The sequence below is a fragment of the Streptomyces coelicoflavus genome, from assembly GCF_003112555.1.
GTDB lineage: Bacteria > Actinomycetota > Actinomycetes > Streptomycetales > Streptomycetaceae > Streptomyces > Streptomyces coelicoflavus.
The window spans coordinates 157590-175110 of the sequence record NZ_BEWB01000010.1 but is presented as its reverse complement, the minus strand read 5'-3'; the positions used below and the strand labels follow the sequence as shown (position 1 = coordinate 175110).

Sequence of the window (17521 nt, the reverse complement as noted above, 5' to 3'; positions counted from 1 at the left end):
CAACGGAGGCGGCAGGCGGCCCAGCGGTTTTCCGGGCCCACCCGGACGGCTCGGCCCACCGCCGCGGGGCGCCGCCTCGTACGCTGGCAGGTGATGAGACGCCGTACCCCTCCCCCGCCCTCGCCCCTGCCGCAGCGCGACGGCATCGACGCGGTGCGGGTGCGGCTGCCCGCCGACGGGCCGTGGTCCACGGTGCGCGAGCACCTGAGGGAGCGGCTGTCGGGCGCGGGCGCCGGTGTGGTGGACGGCATGTTCGACGCCGGGTCGTTCGTCGGGGCCGACGGGCGCCCCGTGGCGGGCGACGCGCCGTACGAGCCGGGCATGTTCGTGTGGTTCCACCGCGAGCCGCCCGCCGAGGTGCCGGTGCCCTTCCCGCTGGAGGTCGTGTACCGCGACGAGCACATCGTCGTCGTGGACAAGCCGCACTTCCTGGCCACCACCCCGCGCGGCGGCCACGTCACGCAGACCGCGCTGGCGCGGCTGCGCCGGGACCTGGCCGTCCCGGCGCTGGGCGCCGCGCACCGGCTCGACCGGCTCACGGCGGGGCTGGTCCTGTTCACCGTGCGCCCGGAGGAACGCGGCGCGTACCAGCGGCTGTTCGCCGACCGGCGGGTGGGCAAGGAGTACGAGGCGGTCGCGCCGTACGACCCCTCGCTCGTCCTGCCCCGGACGGTGCGCAGCCGGATCCTGAAGGAGCGCGGGGTGCTCGCCGCCCGTGAGGTGGACGGCGAGCCGAACGCGGTGACCCGTGTCGAGCTGATCGCCCGCCGGCCGGACCGCGGGCTCGGCCGGTACCGGCTGGTCCCCGGCACCGGCCAGACCCATCAGCTGCGCGTGCACATGAGCGCGCTCGGCGTCCCGATCCTCGGCGACCCCCTGTATCCCGAGGTGGCCGCCCCCGTGCCGGCCGGTGACTTCCGGCGCCCGCTGCAACTGCTCGCGCGGGAGCTGGCGTTCACCGACCCGGTCACGGGGCGCGAGCACCGTTTCCGCAGCGGCCGGTCGCTCGGCGCCTGGTCGGCGTACGAGGACTGGGCGGCGTAGCGGACCGGTCCCGGCGTCAGTAGCCGCGCCACCAGCGCAGGAACCGCTGCCAGGCACCGCGGAGCCGGCCGTTCTCCGGGTCCGGCGCCTGCTGGGGCGCGGCGGCCGTCACCGACACGGGCTGCGGCGGGTGGGACGGCAGTCGCGGCTGGGTCCGCTGTTCCGGTTTCGGCATGCCGACGTGCCACGGGGCGCGCCGTTCGGGGGCGGGGGCGTGGCTGGGCTGCTGCCTGATGTCCTGCTGTGCCCGGGGCTCGAACCGCACCGGCAGTTCCACCAGGTGCCGCGACGCGATGGACGACCGCCACCGCAGTTCGTCCTCGTCGCAGTCGAGCTGGATGTCGGGCAGCCGCATCAGCAGCGCGTCGATGCCGGCGTCGGCGATGGCGCGGCCGATGTCCTGCCCGGGGCATTCGTGCGGGCCGCCGCCGAACGCGAGGTGGGCGCGGTTGCCCATCATGTCCGCGCTCAGGTCCGGGCGGATGCGCGGATCGACGTTGCCCGGCGCGATGCCGAGGAGCAGGCCGTCGCCGGCGCGGATGCGCTGGCCGCCGAGTTCCGTCTCCTGTTTGGCGAAGTAGGCGAAGACGGTGCTGAACGGCGGCTCGTCCCACAGGGACTGCTCGACCGCCTGGGGCACCGTCATCTGCCCGCCGCTGAGCTGGGCGCGGAAGCCCGGGTCGGTGAGGACGACGCGCATCACGTTGGCGATCAGGTTGACGGTCGCCTCGTAGGCGGCCAGCAGGACCACCCGCAGGTGTTCGCGGACCTCGTCGTCGCTGAGTCCCGCCGGGTGGGTGACGAGACGTCCGGCGATGTCGTCGGCCGGGTCGGCGCGGCGGGCGGCGGTGAGCCGTCCCAGTGCCTCCATGACGTAGGCGTGGCTGGCGATCGCCGTGTCGGTGCCCTTGAGGGTGTCGCGGGCCGCCTCCACCAGCCGGTCGTTGTACTCCTCGGGCATGCCGAGCAGATGGCACATCACGCCCATCGGCAGGTGCTCGGCGAACTGGCTGACGAGGTCGGCGCGGCCCTCCTCGCTGAACCGGTTGACGACGCGCTGGGTGTAGCGCTTGATGTGCCGGCGCAGCTCCCGGAAGTCGAGGTCGGACATGGCGCTGGTGACCGCGCCGCGCAGCCGTTTGTGCTCGTCGCCCTCGGCGTGGGAGCAGATGGGCTGCCAGGCGATGTGCGGCATCAGCGGGTGGTCGGGCTTGACCGTGCCCTCGTTGAGCGGGGTCCAGATCCGGCTGTCGCGGCAGAACTGGGAGGGGGTGCTGACCATGTGCAGGTTCTCGGCGTGCCCGAGGACCACCCACATGGGTACGTCGTCGTGGAGCAGTGCGGGCGCCACCGGTCCGTGCCGCTCGCGCAGTCTCTCGTAGAGCTCCTCCAGGTCGTCGGCCTCGTGCAGCCGGTGCAGTCCGCCCGGCCCGAGGCCGTGCGCGGGGCAGCCGGGGGGTGGTTCGAGCAGGGGTTCGCCCGTTCCGGTCGGGGAGTGGCGTTCAGGCGTCACAGTGTCGCTCCGCAGCAAAAGGGGTGGGTCACGTCTAAGGGCTGTCGGTGGGGCGCGCGGTCAGGTGAGCGCGCCCTTCATGGCGAGCGCGTGCAGGAAGCGCATCAGGGTCATCAGGACGTCCCGGCTGGAGGCCCGGCGCCGCACGTCGCAGTCGAGGATGGGGATCTCCTCGGGCAGGTCGAGCGCGGTGCGCAGTTCCGCGACGGGGTACCGGGGCGCGTCGGGGAAGGTGTTGACGGCGACCACGAAGGGCACACCGCGTTCCTCCAGGCGTCCCATGACGTCGAAGCTGACCTCCAAGCGGCGGGTGTCGACCAGGACGACGGCGCCGAGGGCGCCCTCGAACAGGCCGTTCCACAGGAACCAGAAGCGTTCCTGGCCGGGCGTGCCGAAGAGGTAGAGCACCAGTTCGTCGGTGATGGTGATGCGGCCGAAGTCCATGGCGACGGTGGTGGCCGTCTTGGAGGCGGAGCCGTAGTTGTCGTCGACGCCGATGCCGGCCTGGGTCATGGTCTCCTCGGTGGTCAGCGGTCTGATCTCGCTGACCGAGCCGACCATGGTGGTCTTGCCGACGCCGAAGCCGCCCACGATGACGATCTTCACGGCGGCCTCGGCGGTGTGGGGCAGCCGGTCCTCGGTCCGTGGGCCCGGGATGGTGTCAGAGTTTTTGAAGTCCATGCATCACCGCTTCGAGGAGGTTTCGGTCGGCGACCTTCTGGCGGACGATCGGGGCGCGGGCCTGCACCAGTTCCTTCGCCAGCAGGTCGGTGAGCAGCACGGTCACCACGCTGAACGGCAGGCTCAGGTAGGCCGACAGCTCGGCCACGGACAGGGGCGCCGCGCACAGCCGCAGCAGGGCCGCCTCTTCCGGGGTGGCGGACACCGGGGGGTCGGCGCGGGCCACGATCAGGGTGACGAGGTCGATGTCGGCGCGTTCGCCGCCGCCCTCGCCGCCGATGACGAAGAGCCGCTCGGGGTTGGGGAGCTCGTCTTCCTTGGCGGTTGCGCGGGGCGGGGCCGGCGCGGCGGGCCGGTCCGGCCCGGGGGATCGCCTCTGGCGCCTGGGAGGAGTCATACGGTCTGCCCGTTGCGGCGTGCCGGACTGGTGAGGTGGGGGCCGATCCGGGCGACCAGGTCGGCCATGCTCAGGCCCATCCGGCCGGGTTCGCAGCGGACGTCGGAGAGCACGGCGAGATAGGCGTTGGGTCCGGCGGCCATCAGGTAGAAGTAGCCGCCGTTCATCTCGATGAGCACCATCTTCATGTCGCCGTCGCTGGTGGGGATCTCCTGGCTGACGGCGCTCGCCAGGCTCTGCAGGCCGGCGCAGGCGGCGGCGACGCGGTCGGCGGCGTCCGGGTCCCCGGAGTAGCGGGCGATGCGCAGGCCGTCGGCGGAGAGCACCACGATCATCTCGATGCCCGGGACGCCGTCGTAGAGGTCCCGGAGCATCCAGTCGAACTTGCCTTGCTGCTCGATCACTTGAGGTTCCCCTCGTCGTCTGCCGGGGCGTGGGCCGGCTCGCTGCTGCTGGACTGCTGGTGGGCCTGCGTGCTGCCCGGGTGCTGCTTGAGCCCCTCCCAGAAGGCGCCGATGAAGTGGCCCGGCGGGAGGCCGCCCTGGTCCTTGTCCCGGTCGGGCTCCGGCTCCGCGGGCGCCGGGATGCCGTTGCGGGCGCGCTCGGCGGCCTGGCGGGCCTCTCGTTCGGCGTCCTCCCGCTCCCACGCGGCCTGCTCGGCGAGGCGCTGGCTGAGCGGCATCTTGACCCGGCTGCGGCGCTGCGGGAGGCCGCCCGCCGTCCACTCGGTCACCTCGGGAACGTCGTCCTCCAGGGAGACCGTGGCGGGAATCCGGGGGCTGGTGGGGCGGCGCTTCTTGGGCTTGCGCTGCGGTCCGGGCAGGGCGTCGGGGCCCGGGGTGGGAATGGAGGTGGCGCCGATGCCGTGGGCGAGGCCGACGCCGGGCTCGGTGGTCATCATCTTGCTGGGCACGATGAGGATGGCGCGGACCCCGCCGTACGCGGAGGCGCGCAGCGAGACGTCCATGCCGAACTGCGTGCACAGCCGGCCGACCACGGACAGACCGAGGCGCGGGTGCTGGGCGAGGTCCTGCACGTCGGTGCCGCGCTTGGCCTGCTCGAGCAGGCCCTCGATGCGGGCGCGGGACTCCTCGCTGAGGCTGACCCCGGCGTCCTCGATCTCGATGCACACCCCGCTCTGCACCTCGGTCGCGGTGACGTGCACCTTGGCGGCGGGCGGCGAGTAGCGGGTGGCGTTGTCGAGGAGTTCGGCCGCGGCGTGGATGACCGGTTCGACGGCGGTGCCCTTGATGTTGACCTTGGCGATGGAGGCCAGGTTGATCCGGCGGTACTCGAGGATCCGGGACATGGCGCCGCGCAGCACGCTGTAGAGGGCGACCGGCTGGGGCCACTGGCGTCCGGGCCGGCCGCCGCCGATCACGGAGATGGAGTCGGCGAGGCGGCCGATCAGCGAGGTGCCGTGGTCGATGCGCAGGAGGTCGTCGAAGACCTCGGGGTTGCGCCCGTGGTCCTCCTCCATCTCGCGGAGTTCCTTGTTCTGCTGGTGGACGATCGCCTGGACGCGGCGGGCGATGTCGACGAAGGAGCGCTCGGCGGACTCGCGCATGGAGTCCTCGTGGTCGACGATCTCGCAGACCATGCGGATCAGCTTGCGCTGGGGCTCGCCGAGTTCGGGGTAGGAGGGGTCCACCTCGCCGAGGCGGTTCATCACCTCGCGGGGCGTGGCGCCCCGGCGCATGAAGTGCAGGACGTTCGGGATGACTTCGGCGCCGAGCCGGACCATCTCCTCGTGGTGGCTCGCGGCCCGGTGCTCCAGATACGCGGTGTGACGGGCGTACTCGGCGCGCTGGGTCCGCAGCATGCGGCCGCGGCGTACGGCTTCGGCGGCCGCGGTGAGCACCAGGAGGGTGGCGACGGCACCGCACAGGCCGACGGCGAGCCGGGCCGGTTCCGTCACGAGGGCGACGGCGGCCCCGGTGGCCGCGGCCATCAGTATGGCCGGCAGCAACAGCGTTCGCGCGTAGGGAAGTTCACGGCGACCTGGAGGGGAATCAACACTCACCATGTAGGCCCTCTGAAAACGAATCGGCGGGGATGGGGAAGCTTTCGGCTGGGTATGCCTGGGAGTTGTCGGGATCTTCGGCGCATTGGGAACAAGCGCGCGATTACACCTCAACTCGGTGCGCTGCGGGCGAGCTTAGTCCGGGGGGATCATCGTCGTGTCATATTCGGCAAGCACCTGAAACGGGCTCGGGGACTGGAGTATGGTCGGGCCCATTTGCACGCCGGGGAGTCGTTCGAACACACGGAGTAATGCCTTCAGGGTGTGCGAAGACCACTCACCGTGATGAGGGAAAGCGGTGCCGAAGCGGCCCGGAACGCGCGCAGGCCCGGCGGGGGTTCCCGCCGGGCCTGTGGGGTGTCGGGGCCGGGTCAGCCCACGGACGAGTAGGCGACCACCCCGCGCAGCAGTTCGTCGACCGCCTTGCGCGCGTTCTTCGGGACGGTGGAGCCGGCGCCCGGCGCGGCGGCCGCGATCTGGCCGAGGACGTCGATGACCTGCTTGCACCAGCGCACGAAGTCGCCGGCCGGCATCTCCGCCTCGCGCAGCACCTCGTCGAGGCCCTTGCCGGACGCCCACATGTAGGCCGCCCAGGCGAAGCCGAGGTCGGGCTCGCGCTGGCCCACGCCTTCGGTCTGGCTGATCCGGAAGTCCTCCTCCAGAGCGTCCAGCCGGCCCCAGATGCGGACCGTCTCGCCGAGCGCGGCCTTGGCCCTGCCCGAGGGCACCTTCGGGGCCATGGCGTCGTCGGCGGCCCGGGACTCGTAGACCAGCGCCGAGACGCAGGCGGCCAGCTCCGCCGGGGACAGCCCCTCCCAGACGCCCTCGCGCAGGCACTCGCTGGCGAGCAGGTCCAGCTCGCCGTAGAGCCGCGCCAGGCGCTTGCCGTGCTCGGTGACCTCGTCGCCGCGCAGGTAGTCCAGCTCCGTCAGCAGCGCCACGATCCGGTCGAAGGTGCGGGCGATGGTGTTGGTCCGGCCCTCGATCCGGCGCTCCAGCTGCGAGGTGTCGCGCAGCAGCCGGTGGTAGCGCTCGGCCCAGCGGGCGTGGTCCTCGCGGTCGTCGCAGCCGTGGCAGGGGTGGGCGCGGATCGCCTTGCGCAGCCGGGCGATCTCCCGGTCGTCGGCGGCCTGGGAGCGCTTCTTGCGGGCCCGCTCCGGCGGGATGTGCCCGGCCTTGGTGCGCAGCGCGGAGGCCAGGTCGCGGCGGGACTGCGGCGAGCGCGCGTTGAAGGACTTCGGGATCCGCATCCGGTCCAGCGCCTCGACGGGCACCGGGAAGTCGATCGACGCCAGCCGCTTGACCTGCCGCTCGGCCGTCAGCACCAGCGGGCGGGGCCCGTCGTGGTGGTCGAAGCCGCGGTGGCCGTTGGAGCGCCCGGCGGGCAGCCCCGGGTCGAGGACCAGGGCGAGGCCCGCGTACTTGCCGGTGGGCACGTGGATGACGTCGCCCGGCTTCAGCTTCTCCAGCGCCACGGCCGCCTCGGCACGCCGCTGGTTGGCGCCCTGCCGGGCCAGCTCCTGCTCGCGGTCCTTCAGCTCGCGGCGCAGCCGGGCGTACTCGTCGAAGTCGCCGAGGTGGCAGGTCATGGAGGCCTGGTAGCCCTCCAGCCCCTCCTCGTTGCGCTGCACCTGCCGGGAGATGCCGACGACCGACTTGTCCGCCTGGAACTGCGCGAACGACGTCTCGAGCAGCTCCCGCGAGCGGTGCCGGCCGAACTGCTCGACCAGGTTCACCGCCATGTTGTACGACGGCCGGAAGCTGGAGCGCAGCGGATAGGTGCGGGTGCCGGCCAGTCCGGCGAGGTGCTCCGGGTTCATGCCGCGCTGCCACAGCACCACGGCGTGGCCCTCGACGTCGATGCCGCGCCGGCCGGCCCGGCCGGTGAGCTGGGTGAACTCGCCGGGAGTGATGTCGGCGTGCTGCTCGCCGTTCCACTTGACGAGCTTCTCGAGGACGACCGAGCGGGCGGGCATGTTGATGCCGAGGGCCAGGGTCTCGGTCGCGAAGACGGCCTTCACCAGACCGCGTACGAACAGCTCCTCGACGACCTCCTTGAAGGTGGGCAGCATGCCCGCGTGGTGGGCGGCGATGCCGCGCTCCAGGCCCTCCAGCCACTCGTAGTAGCCCAGGACGTGCAGGTCCTCACGCGGGATGGAGGCGGTGCGCTCCTCGACGAGGGTCCGGACCCGCTCCCGCGCGCCCTCGTCGTTGAGCCTGAGGCCGGCGTAGAGGCACTGCTGGACGGCGGCCTCGCAGCCGGCCCGGCTGAAGATGAAGGTGATCGCGGGCAGCAGGCCCTCGGAGTCCAGCCGCTCGATGACCTCGGGCCGGCTCGGCGTCCACACGCGCGAGCGCTGTCTGCGCTCCCGCTCCCGGTCGGCCTCCTTCATGGCGCGCCCGCGCCTGCGGTCCTGGTACGACGGACGGCTCGCCTCCAGGCGCGCCATGCGCGTCAGGTCCGGGTTGACGGCCTTCTTGTGGCCCTCGGCCTCCTCGAACAGGTCGTACATCCGGCGGCCGGCCAGCACGTGCTGGAACAGCGGCACGGGCCGGTGCTCGGAGACGATCACCTGTGTGTCGCCGCGCACGGTGTCGAGCCAGTCGCCGAACTCCTCGGCGTTGGACACGGTCGCCGACAGGGACACCAGGGTCACGGACTCGGGCAGGTGGATGATCACCTCCTCCCACACGGCGCCGCGGAAGCGGTCGGAGAGGTAGTGCACCTCGTCCATGACCACGTAACCGAGGCCGAGGAGGGTCTGCGAGCCCGCGTACAGCATGTTCCGCAGGACCTCGGTGGTCATCACGACCACCGGGGCGTCGGAGTTCACGCTGTTGTCGCCGGTGAGCAGGCCCACCCGGTCCGCCCCGTAGCGGCGGCACAGGTCGGCGTACTTCTGGTTCGACAGCGCCTTGATGGGCGTCGTGTAGAAGCACTTCCTGCCCTGTTCGAGGGCGAGGTGGACGGCGAACTCGCCGACGATCGTCTTGCCGGAGCCGGTGGGCGCGGCCACCAGCACGCCCTTGCCCGCCTCGAGCGCCTGACAGGCCTCGATCTGGAAGGGGTCGAGGCCGAAGTCGTACATCTCGCGGAAGGTGGCGAGCGCGGTGGCCTGCTCGGCAGCGCGCTGACGGGCTGCCGCGTACCGCTCGGCCGGTGAGAGATCCTCTGTCATCGTGCTTTCGAGCGTACCGGGCCGCACTGACAACAGGACGATCATTATCCGGATCGGCCGTGTGGGGGTTCCGTGGGGGCGGCGACGCCTGCGGTCACCGCCCCTGCGTCCCTCAGGTCACGTCGTCGTACCCGTTGACCCGGTCCGTCGTCGCCTGCTCGGGCAGCGCGCGGGCGGTGGTCACGGCCTCGACCTCGCCGATGGCCTCGGGCGTGAGGTCCAGCTCGGACGCCTCGTCGTCGTCGGGCTCCAGGGCCTCGCGGCGGGCCTTGCGGCGGTCGTTCAGCAGGGAGAAGGTGACCGCGGCGAAGTACAGGACCCAGATGGGACCGGCCAGCAGGATCATCGTCAGGGGGTCGGTGCTGGGCGTGGCGATGGCCGCGAACAGGGTGATCCCCATGATCATCGCGCGCCACCAGCCGAGCATCCGCTTGCCGCTCAGCACTCCGGTGAGGTTGAGCATCACCAGCAGCAGGGGCAGCTCGAAGGAGAGACCGAAGACGATCACCATGCGCGTGACGAGGTCGAGCAGCTCGTCCAGCGGCAGCAGGTTGTCGACGTTGCTCGGCGTGAACTCGATCAGCACCTTCGCCGAGGTGGGAAGCACCGCGTACGCGAAGTAGGCGCCGACGAGGAACAGCGGGGCACCGGTGGCGACGAACGCGTAGGCGTACTTCTTCTCCTTGCGGTGCAGGCCCGGGGCGACGAACGCCCACAGCTGGTAGAGCCAGACCGGGGAGGCCAGCACGACACCGGCCGTCAGCGACACCTTCAGAGCCAGGGTGAAGGGGCCGAGCAAACCGTTGAGGGTGATCTGCGCGCACGGCTTCGAGCCGGCCTCCGACTGGGCCAGCTCCGCGAACGACTTCTCACAGCCGATCGACTCGAGGATCGGTTCCGTGAGGACGTTGATGATCTCCTCGTAGAAGAAGGCGGCGACGACAGTGACGACCACGATCGCCAGCAGCGCCTTCGCGAGCCGGTTGCGGAGCTCACGAAGGTGTTCCGCGAGCGGCATCCGCCCCTCGGGATCCTTCTCCTTGTTGCGGGCAGACTTCAGCAACCCACGTTCCCATCTCGTGCGGCGGGCCGGAGGTCACCGGCCCTGCGTCAGCGCTTGGTCGTGTCCGTCGGCTCGGTGACCGGCCGGGAGCTGGTCACGTCGCCGGGGGCGGCCTGGATGGTGCGCTGCGCCGCGGACTGCTCGGGGTTCGGCGGGTCGGCCGGAGCGGAGTCGTCGGACTTGGCCTCGCTCTTCATCGCCTTGGCCTCGCTCTTGAGGATGCGCGCCGACTTGCCGAGCGACCGCGCCATGTCCGGAAGCTTCTTCGCGCCGAACAGCAGGATGATCACGACGAGGATGAGAATGATCTCGGGGGCGCCGAGCCTTCCGAACATAAGTCTTTACCTTCTCACCGAGGCGGCTGGGTGGGGGTGCTGTCTCTGTCCGACCGGCCGGACATATGTCCGATCGATCGTCTTGTGCAGCGATCGTAACGCTCAGGGGTAAACGTGAGGCAATCCCCGTGCGTACTCCCGTCCGCGACCGGGCCTCGTTTTCCTGGCCGCGACCAGCAGCGTACCGTCCGGGACCCGTGAGGTGACAGGGCGAAGTGTCCCAAAACATAGCTCACACCCGCCTATGGGGTCACCGGCGCCTCCCCGCGGAGGACTTCAGGGGTTCACAGAGCGTCCACCGCACGGGCGGCGCTCTCGCTCGCCCGCTCCAGCTCCTCCGCGGCGCGGCTGATCCGGTGGGCGGAGTCCGTCACCTGCCGGCCGAGGCGCTGCGCCTCCACGAACACCTTCACGGCGAACACCGCGAGGACGGCGAGACCCAGGAAACCCACGGCAACCGCGAACATCGGCCAGAACATGAGGTCGAGACTAGACGGTGGAGTGCAGCCGCAGAGTCCTGACCCCGCCGCCGGTGAGCAGCTCCACCACCCGCTCCCCCGCCGGCTTGCGCACGGCCGACCCGCACTCCGGGCAGGTGAACGAGTAGAAGGTGGTCCGGCTCGTGGCACCGATGGCCAGGCGCAGGGCGCTCGCGGCGAGTTCGAAACGGCCCCGGCAGTCCGGGCAGCCCGCCTTGAACACGACCGGTGACACGCGTCTCATGCCGGCGAACGCGGCCGCCGCCGTCATGCCCGGCCCGGACGGACCGGTGAACCCGGTTGGCCCCAGGGGGTCGCTCACAGTGCTCGCTCCTGCCTGTCGTGCCGCCCGTCGACCGCCTCCGCGCGGGTGCGCGCGCCGGCCCCGGCGACCGTCCCGTCCCCGCCGTGCGTGCCGGCCGCCTCCATCCCGTCGTACGCGGCCAGCGCCTCGCGGGCGGCCTGCCGGGCGCTGTCGGCGAGCCCGGCCGGGGAGACGATCCGGCCGTCGCGCCCCAGCCGCAGCGCCAGGCGCCGCAGGGAGGCGGGGTCGGGCGTGCGCAGGGTGATACGCAGTCCGCCGTCGGGCAGTTCGTCCGCGCTGTCGTGCGGGTAGTACTCGGCGACCCAGCGTCCGCCGGGGCCGACCTCCACGACCACCTCGGGATCCTCGGCGGCGGGCTGCACCAGGCCCTCCGACAGGTCCCGCAGCTCCACCTCCGGGGGCGCGGACGGCTCGTCCAGGATGCGGATCTCGGCCACCCGGTCCAGCCGGAAGGTGCGCCGGGCCTCGGAGCGGCGGCACCAGGCCTCCACGTAGGTGTGCCCGACGCTGACCAGCCGGATGGGGTCGATCTCCCGCTCGGTGACCTCGTCACGGGCCGGCGAGTAGTAGCGGATCCACAGCCGGCGGCGCTCCGAGATGGCCCGGTCGACGTCGGCGAAGACGCCGCCCTCGGACTCGAAGGTGACGGACAGCCGCGAGCTGGCACCCGCGGCCTCACCGGCCGAGGTCTCCACCTTGGCGGTCGCCCGCAGCAGCGCCTGCCGGTCGCTCTCGCGCAGGCCCGGCAGGGTCGCGACGGCCCGCGCCGCGACGAGCAGCGCGGTCGCCTCGTCGGCGGCCAGCCGCAGCGGCTCGGCGGCGTCCGCGCCGAGCGCGGCGGGGTTGTGCCACCAGATGCGCTCGCCGTCGGTGTCGATGTCCAGCAGATCGCCGCCGCGGAAGCTGGTCCCGCACATCGGAAGTACGTCGAGGTCGGAGACCAGCTCGTCCTCGGTGATGCCGAAGGCCCGCGCCACGTCCTCGACGCGGGCGCCGGGGCGCTCGCGCAGATACGTCACCAGGGACAGCATCCGCCGGGTCTGGTCGATGGCGTTCACGGGCCTGACCGGTTTGCCTGCCACAGTGTTGTCCGCTCCCCCTCAGCCCTTGGCCACGGCACGCAGCCGGTCCACCACGTCCGCACGCAACTCCGCGGGCTCCAGCACCACCACGTCCGGCCCGAACTCCACCAGCCAGGCGTCCAGGCCGTGCCCGTACGGAATCTCCAACTCGTCCCAGCCGTCACCGAGTTCCCGCACCCCGGTGGCCTTCGCCCGAAGGGGGTACCCCGCGCCCGTGCGCAGCCGGATCAGCGCGGACCGGTCGGCGGTCTCCCCCGCCCAGCTCGCGACCGTCTCCCGGACCGTGACGACGTCGGGAACCGGTGCGGTGAACCGCGCGCCGCGCGACCGGACCTTCCCCGTGATCCGCGACAGCCGGAACACCCGCTCGGCACCCCGGTCGCGGTCGAAACCCGCCAGGTACCAGTGGCCGCGCCAGCACTCCAGCGCCCACGGCTCCACGAGCCGGGGCTCGGGCTGGGCCGCGTTCGCCTTGCGGTAGTCGAAGACCACCGGCCGGCGGTCGCGGCAGGCCAGCATCAGCGGCTCGAAGGCGGCCTCGTGCACCGGGATGCGCGGCTCCAGTGCACCGTGCGCCTCGTACGGGTCGACGTCCTCGGGCAGCCCGGCCGCCCGAAGCTTCTGCAGCGCGCCGCTCGCCGCCCCGGCGAGCCGCGCCTGCTGCCACACCTTCGCGGCCAGCCCGAGCGCGGCGGCCTCCTCGGCGTCCAGGGTGATGGCCGGCAGCCGGTTGCTGTCCCGGCGGGCCAGGTAGCCGATCTCGCCGTCGAGGCTCTCCACGGTCTCGATGACCAGTCCGAGTTCGCGCAGATCGTCCTTGTCACGCTCGAACATGCGGTTGAAGGAGTCGTCGGAGCCCGCCTCGAGATAGGCCTCGACAGACTCGCGCAGCTCGCGCTTGCTGAGTGGCCGCCGTGTCCCGAGCAGACACAGCGCCAGGTTCATCAGCCGCTCGGCCTTGGCAATGGCCATCGACGCCCTTCTCCCTATGGTGCTTACGACGGATGACCGTACCGCCCCGCGGTGGCGCGGCAAAAGCCGAGGGCCCACGCCCGGACAGGCATGGACCCCAGGTGACCGGCTCTGATCGCCGTCCGCTCGGACTTCGGTCAGACTCCGAGCAGATCGACCACGAAGATCAGCGTCGAGCCGGCCGGGATCGCCGGGGTCGGGCTCTGGTCGCCGTAGGCGAGGTGCGCCGGGATGGTCAGCTGGCGGCGGCCGCCGACCTTCATGCCCTGCACGCCCCGGTCCCAGCCGGCGATGACGCGGCCGCCACCGAGCGGGAAGCGGAACGGCGTCCCGCGGTTCCAGCTGGCGTCGAACTCCTCGCCCGTGCTGAAGGTCACGCCCACGTAGTGGACGGTCACGGTCTGACCGGCCTCGGCAACCGGGCCGTCGCCCTCCCAGATGTCCTTGATCTCGAGGTCCGCCGGGGGCTCGCCGCCCGGGAAGTCGACCTCGGGCTTGTCGATGCTCACGTGTTCAGCTCCTGCTTGTCTGCGGAAAGGCAACGCCCAAGTCTTACATCCCCGGACGTCACATCTTCGCGAGGATGTCCACGGAGAAGACCAGCGTGGAGTCCTTCTTGATGCCGCTGCCCTCGGGCGGACTGTCCCCGTAACCCAGGTCCGGCGGGATGACGATGAGGACGCGGCTGCCCACCTTCTTGCCCGTCAGGCCCTGCGCCCAGCCCTTGACGACCTGCTGCAGGGAGAACGACGTCAGCTGCTTCCTGCCGTACGTCGAGTCGAACTCCTTGCCACCGTCCCACAGCACGCCCTTGTACTGCACGAGCACACTGTCCTGGGCCCCCACCTCGGCGCCGTCGCCCTCCAGGACGTACTCGGCGGCAAGCTTCTTCGGCGCGTCGGCCTTCGGCACCTCGATGGAGGGCGCCTTGCCGTCGGTGTTGGTGCCGACCTTCGGCAGGGCGGCGTCGTCCTGTGCGACCTTCTTGCCGTCGGCACTGCTCTTCGCGTTGAACGTGTCCTGGATGTCCACCACGAACACCAGCGTGTCGTCGCCCTTGATGCCCGCCTGCTCGTTGCCCTGCTCCCCGTAACCCCACGTCGGCGGCACGGAGAACTGCACGCGGCTGCCGGTCTTCTTGCCGGTGAGCGCGTACCGCCAGCCGTCGATGATGCTGCCCTGCGCGAGCTGGATGACGAGGGGCGTCTTGCGGTCGTAGGAGTTGTCGAAGACCTTCGCGCTCTGCCAGATCTGGCCGAGGTAGTTCGCCGCGACGAAGTCGTTCTCCGCGACGGCCTTGCCGCCGCCCGCGACGACCGTCTTCACCGCGAGGTCCTTGGACGGCTCGCCACTGCCCTTCGCCACCGTCGGCTTCTCGTCGAACTTCGTCCCCGCGGTGATCGCCGGCAGCGGACCGTCGACGATCTTCGGCGGTGGCGGTGCCGAGGTGGCCGACGCCTCCGGCGACGCGCTGTCGCTCGCGTTGCTCGATGAGCCTGAGTCGTCGTCACCGCAGGCGGCGAGCGTGACCAGTCCCGCGGGGACGGCGATGAGGAGTGAGCGTCGGCGCACGGTGGGGGCCTCGTATCGGTATCGGGTCGGTCCTGATGGCTGGCGTGCGCGCAACTCTACGGCGTGAGAAGGGCACCGTACGGCTAACGTACGGTGCCCGTGTGACGTTCCGCCCTTTCGTGCGGAGACGCGTGTCTCACCCGTCCGGCCTCACCGGGTCCGGGTCACATACCGGCGATCAGCTTCTCCACCCGGTCGTCCACCGAACGGAACGGGTCCTTGCACAACACGGTGCGCTGCGCCTGGTCGTTGAGCTTGAGGTGGACCCAGTCGACGGTGAAGTCCCGGCGCTGCTCCTGGGCCCGCCGGATGAAGTCGCCGCGCAGCCGGGCCCGAGTGGTCTGCGGCGGAACGGACTTGCCCTCGAAGATCTTCAGGTCGTTCGCGACCCGGGCGGCCTGCCCCTTCTTCTCGAGCAGGTAGTACAGACCACGACGACGGTGGATGTCGTGGTACGCGAGGTCTATCTGCGCGACCCGCGGATGCGACATGGTCATGTTGTGCTTGGCCCGGTACCGCTCCAGCAGCTTGTACTTCATGACCCAGTCGATCTCGGTGTCGATACGGTCGAGGTCCTCGTTCTCGATCGCCTCCAGTGTGCGGCCCCACAGCTCCAGCACCCGCTCCACGGTGCCGGTGCGGATACCGCGGCGGTCGACGAAGTCGACGGCCTTCTCGTAGTACTCCCGCTGCACCTCCAGCGCGGACGCCTCCCGGCCGCTGGCCAGGCGCACCTTGCGTCGCCCGGTGATGTCGTGGCTGACCTCGCGGATCGCCCGGATCGGGTTCTCCAGGGTCAGGTCCCGCATCACCGTGCCCGCCTCGATCATGCGCAGCACCAGGTCGGTCGCGCCGACCTTGAGCAGCATGGTCGTCTCGGACATGTTCGAGTCGCCCACGATGACGTGCAGCCGCCGGTAGCGCTCCGCGTCGGCGTGCGGCTCGTCACGCGTGTTGATGATCGGCCGGGACCGGGTCGTCGCCGAGGAGACGCCCTCCCAGATGTGCTCGGCCCGCTGGCTGACGCAGTACACCGCACCGCGCGGCGTCTGCAGCACCTTGCCGGCACCACAGAGCAACTGCCTCGTCACCAGGAACGGAATGAGGATGTCCGCGAGCCGCGAAAACTCCCCGTGCCGGGCCACGAGATAATTCTCGTGACAACCGTACGAGTTGCCCGCGGAGTCGGTGTTGTTCTTGAAGAGGTAGACGTCGCCCGCGATTCCCTCCTCGTGCAGGCGTCGTTCGGCGTCCACCAGGAGTCCTTCGAGAATGCGCTCGCCCGCCTTGTCGTGGGTGACGAGTTCGGTCACGTTGTCACACTCGGGTGTCGCGTATTCCGGATGTGATCCCACGTCGAGATACAGGCGGGCGCCATTGCGCAGAAAGACGTTGCTGCTGCGGCCCCATGACACGACACGGCGGAAGAGGTACCGCGCCACCTCGTCAGGCGACAGGCGGCGCTGTCCCCTGAACGTGCACGTGACGCCGTACTCGTTCTCCAGCCCGAAAATGCGGCGGTCCATGACTGAACATTACGCCTGATGACCCGAACTGAAACGGGGTTCGACGGCACGGTTTGGATCATTTTCCGATGAAGCCGCAACCACCGCTTGCCGCACGGGAGCTGCGAGGACCCGCCCGGTGCACGCCAGCACGAGCAGCGAGACGCACCCCGCCGCCCCCGGCACCGCGAAGCCCCACAAGGCCCCGCCGTGCTCCACGACGGGCCCCGCCAGACCCGTACCCACCGAGGCACCCACCGTGAACGTCGTCACCAGCCAGGAGAACGCCTCCGTCACCGTCCCCCGCGGCGCGTGCACATCGACGAGGACGAACGCACACGCGATGCACGGCGCCAGGAACACCCCCGCCACGACCGTCAGCAGCACCATGGCCACCGCGCCCGGCATCAGCATCAGCGGCAGGTAACAAACCGCCAGCAGCGCCACCAGCACCCGCAGTCGCCGCGCCGGCTCACCGGCCCACCGCCGCGCCCCGTACACCACGCCCCCGACCAGCGCCCCCAGCCCCAGAGCGGCCATCAGCCACCCGTACACGGCGTCACCACCGTGCTCGTCCGCGTACGGCACCGACGCGACCGTGATCGACCCGAGCGCCATGCCGATGAACAGGAACGCCCCCAGCAGCGCCAGCAGCCCGCCCGAACGCAACGCGCCCAGCCAGTGCGCCTCCCGCGGCGCCGACCGCCACGCGCGCGAGGGCGGCGACACCACCACGGACAGCGCGCCCAGCACACCGAGCCCGTTCAGCACGAGCAGGGCCGCCTGCGGCGACCACAGCGACACGCACACCGTCACCAGCAGCGGCCCGACGGTGAACATGATCTCCTGCGCCACGGCGTCCATCGCGTACGCCGTGTGCACCTGGTCCTCCTTGCCCAGCACACTCGGCCACAGCGCCCGCAGCCCGCCCTCCAGCGGGGGCGTGAACAGCCCGGCCGCCCCCACGGCCGCATACGCGAGCGCCGCCGTCCCGGTGCCCGCGAAGGCGAACGCGGCCATCGCCAGCGCCGACAGCACCGCGGCCGGCAGCTGAACCCGCGGCTGCCCGTGCAGGTCCACCAGCCGCCCCAGCACCGGCTGCCCCACGGCGTTCGCCACGCCGTACACCGCCGCCAGCGCCCCCGCGAGACTGTACGAGCCGCCCTCGGCCCGCACGAACAGCACGATCGCGATCGCCGCGGTCGCGTTCGGCAACCGCCCGACCAGCGTGCCGGCCAGCAGCCGTACGGCATGCCGCGCCCGGAGAATGTCGAGATAACCGGCGACCACGACGCACCTCCCTGGTTCCCACTCGAGCAAGTGTTACGTATAACGTTCGCTGCCATACGTA

The 17521-nt window shown here is 71.2% G+C and carries 17 protein-coding genes; 1 reads left to right on the top strand and 16 read right to left on the bottom strand.

What is annotated here, in order from left to right; translation table 11 throughout:
* Window positions 1–93 precede the first annotated feature (93 nt).
* Window positions 94–1044, top strand: a complete 951-nt coding sequence (locus tag Sco07f_RS24630) for an RluA family pseudouridine synthase (RefSeq protein ID WP_108989217.1) — start codon at window positions 94–96, stop codon at window positions 1042–1044.
* Between the two features lie 16 nt (window positions 1045–1060).
* On the opposite strand, the gene Sco07f_RS24625 is transcribed toward Sco07f_RS24630, so the two are convergent.
* The 16 genes from Sco07f_RS24625 to Sco07f_RS24550 all read right to left on the bottom strand — a co-directional run bounded on the left by Sco07f_RS24625 (window position 1061) and on the right by Sco07f_RS24550 (window position 17460).
* Window positions 1061–2557, bottom strand: a complete 1497-nt coding sequence (locus Sco07f_RS24625; protein ID WP_108989216.1) for a cytochrome P450 — start codon at window positions 2555–2557, stop codon at window positions 1061–1063.
* 60 nt (window positions 2558–2617) lie between these two features.
* Entirely contained in the window at window positions 2618–3238 is a 621-nt protein-coding gene (locus Sco07f_RS24620) for a GTP-binding protein (protein ID WP_054103193.1), read from the bottom strand.
* Entirely contained in the window at window positions 3219–3635 is a 417-nt protein-coding gene (locus Sco07f_RS24615) for a DUF742 domain-containing protein (protein ID WP_087791846.1), read from the bottom strand. Before Sco07f_RS24615 ends, Sco07f_RS24620 begins: the two co-directional genes overlap by 20 nt.
* Window positions 3632–4009 (bottom strand): roadblock/LC7 domain-containing protein, encoded by a 378-nt coding sequence (locus Sco07f_RS24610; RefSeq protein ID WP_167308645.1) that lies wholly within the window; start codon window positions 4007–4009, stop codon window positions 3632–3634. The genes Sco07f_RS24615 and Sco07f_RS24610 overlap by 4 nt, the downstream gene beginning before the upstream one ends.
* A 26-nt stretch (window positions 4010–4035) precedes the next feature.
* Window positions 4036–5661 carry a sensor histidine kinase gene (locus tag Sco07f_RS24605; RefSeq protein ID WP_054103194.1) on the bottom strand — a complete coding sequence of 542 codons (1626 nt, stop codon included), beginning with the start codon at window positions 5659–5661 and terminating at the stop codon, window positions 4036–4038.
* A gap of 368 nt (window positions 5662–6029) precedes the next feature.
* Window positions 6030–8882, bottom strand: a complete 2853-nt coding sequence (locus Sco07f_RS24600; protein ID WP_007447818.1) for a DEAD/DEAH box helicase — start codon at window positions 8880–8882, stop codon at window positions 6030–6032.
* Window positions 8883–8949: 67 nt separating this feature from the next.
* Complete coding sequence (tatC, locus tag Sco07f_RS24595; RefSeq protein WP_007447820.1) at window positions 8950–9900, bottom strand: twin-arginine translocase subunit TatC; 951 nt, start codon at window positions 9898–9900, stop codon at window positions 8950–8952.
* Between the two features lie 47 nt (window positions 9901–9947).
* On the bottom strand, window positions 9948–10235 hold the full coding sequence (gene tatA, locus Sco07f_RS24590; protein ID WP_007447821.1) for a Sec-independent protein translocase subunit TatA: 288 nt from the start codon (window positions 10233–10235) through the stop codon (window positions 9948–9950).
* Between the two features lie 284 nt (window positions 10236–10519).
* The gene (locus Sco07f_RS24585) at window positions 10520–10714 is read right to left on the bottom strand and encodes a hypothetical protein (RefSeq protein ID WP_007447822.1); all 195 of its coding nucleotides are present in this window, start codon (window positions 10712–10714) and stop codon (window positions 10520–10522) included.
* Window positions 10715–10724: 10 nt separating this feature from the next.
* Window positions 10725–10985 (bottom strand): hypothetical protein, encoded by a 261-nt coding sequence (locus Sco07f_RS24580; RefSeq protein ID WP_051005905.1) that lies wholly within the window; start codon window positions 10983–10985, stop codon window positions 10725–10727.
* A 47-nt stretch (window positions 10986–11032) separates the two neighbouring features.
* Window positions 11033–12121 (bottom strand): helix-turn-helix transcriptional regulator, encoded by a 1089-nt coding sequence (locus tag Sco07f_RS24575; RefSeq protein ID WP_108989215.1) that lies wholly within the window; start codon window positions 12119–12121, stop codon window positions 11033–11035.
* A gap of 18 nt (window positions 12122–12139) precedes the next feature.
* Window positions 12140–13093, bottom strand: a complete 954-nt coding sequence (locus tag Sco07f_RS24570) for a helix-turn-helix transcriptional regulator (protein ID WP_007447834.1) — start codon at window positions 13091–13093, stop codon at window positions 12140–12142.
* Between the two features lie 137 nt (window positions 13094–13230).
* The gene (locus tag Sco07f_RS24565) at window positions 13231–13602 is read right to left on the bottom strand and encodes an FKBP-type peptidyl-prolyl cis-trans isomerase (protein WP_007447835.1); all 372 of its coding nucleotides are present in this window, start codon (window positions 13600–13602) and stop codon (window positions 13231–13233) included.
* Between the two features lie 58 nt (window positions 13603–13660).
* Complete coding sequence (locus Sco07f_RS24560; RefSeq protein WP_007447837.1) at window positions 13661–14665, bottom strand: FKBP-type peptidyl-prolyl cis-trans isomerase; 1005 nt, start codon at window positions 14663–14665, stop codon at window positions 13661–13663.
* A gap of 164 nt (window positions 14666–14829) precedes the next feature.
* Complete coding sequence (gene pafA / locus Sco07f_RS24555; RefSeq protein ID WP_007447838.1) at window positions 14830–16191, bottom strand: Pup--protein ligase; 1362 nt, start codon at window positions 16189–16191, stop codon at window positions 14830–14832.
* A 9-nt stretch (window positions 16192–16200) separates the two neighbouring features.
* Complete coding sequence (locus tag Sco07f_RS24550; protein WP_087791839.1) at window positions 16201–17460, bottom strand: MFS transporter; 1260 nt, start codon at window positions 17458–17460, stop codon at window positions 16201–16203.
* Window positions 17461–17521 lie beyond the last annotated feature (61 nt).

Bases quoted from the DNA above. Each gene is read 5' to 3' on its own strand.
- Sco07f_RS24630 (WP_108989217.1), top strand. From the start codon at position 94: ATGAGACGCCGTACCCCTCCCCCGCCCTCGCCCCTGCCGCAGCGCGAC.
- Sco07f_RS24620 (WP_054103193.1), bottom strand. From the start codon at position 3,238: ATGGACTTCAAAAACTCTGACACCATCCCGGGCCCACGGACCGAGGAC.
- Sco07f_RS24615 (WP_087791846.1), bottom strand. From the start codon at position 3,635: ATGACTCCTCCCAGGCGCCAGAGGCGATCCCCCGGGCCGGACCGGCCC.
- Sco07f_RS24610 (WP_167308645.1), bottom strand. From the start codon at position 4,009: ATGCTCCGGGACCTCTACGACGGCGTCCCGGGCATCGAGATGATCGTG.
- Sco07f_RS24605 (WP_054103194.1), bottom strand. From the start codon at position 5,661: ATGGTGAGTGTTGATTCCCCTCCAGGTCGCCGTGAACTTCCCTACGCG.
- Sco07f_RS24600 (WP_007447818.1), bottom strand. From the start codon at position 8,882: ATGATCGTCCTGTTGTCAGTGCGGCCCGGTACGCTCGAAAGCACGATG.
- tatA (WP_007447821.1), bottom strand. From the start codon at position 10,235: ATGTTCGGAAGGCTCGGCGCCCCCGAGATCATTCTCATCCTCGTCGTG.
- Sco07f_RS24585 (WP_007447822.1), bottom strand. From the start codon at position 10,714: ATGTTCTGGCCGATGTTCGCGGTTGCCGTGGGTTTCCTGGGTCTCGCC.
- Sco07f_RS24580 (WP_051005905.1), bottom strand. From the start codon at position 10,985: ATGACGGCGGCGGCCGCGTTCGCCGGCATGAGACGCGTGTCACCGGTC.
- Sco07f_RS24570 (WP_007447834.1), bottom strand. From the start codon at position 13,093: ATGGCCATTGCCAAGGCCGAGCGGCTGATGAACCTGGCGCTGTGTCTG.
- pafA (WP_007447838.1), bottom strand. From the start codon at position 16,191: ATGGACCGCCGCATTTTCGGGCTGGAGAACGAGTACGGCGTCACGTGC.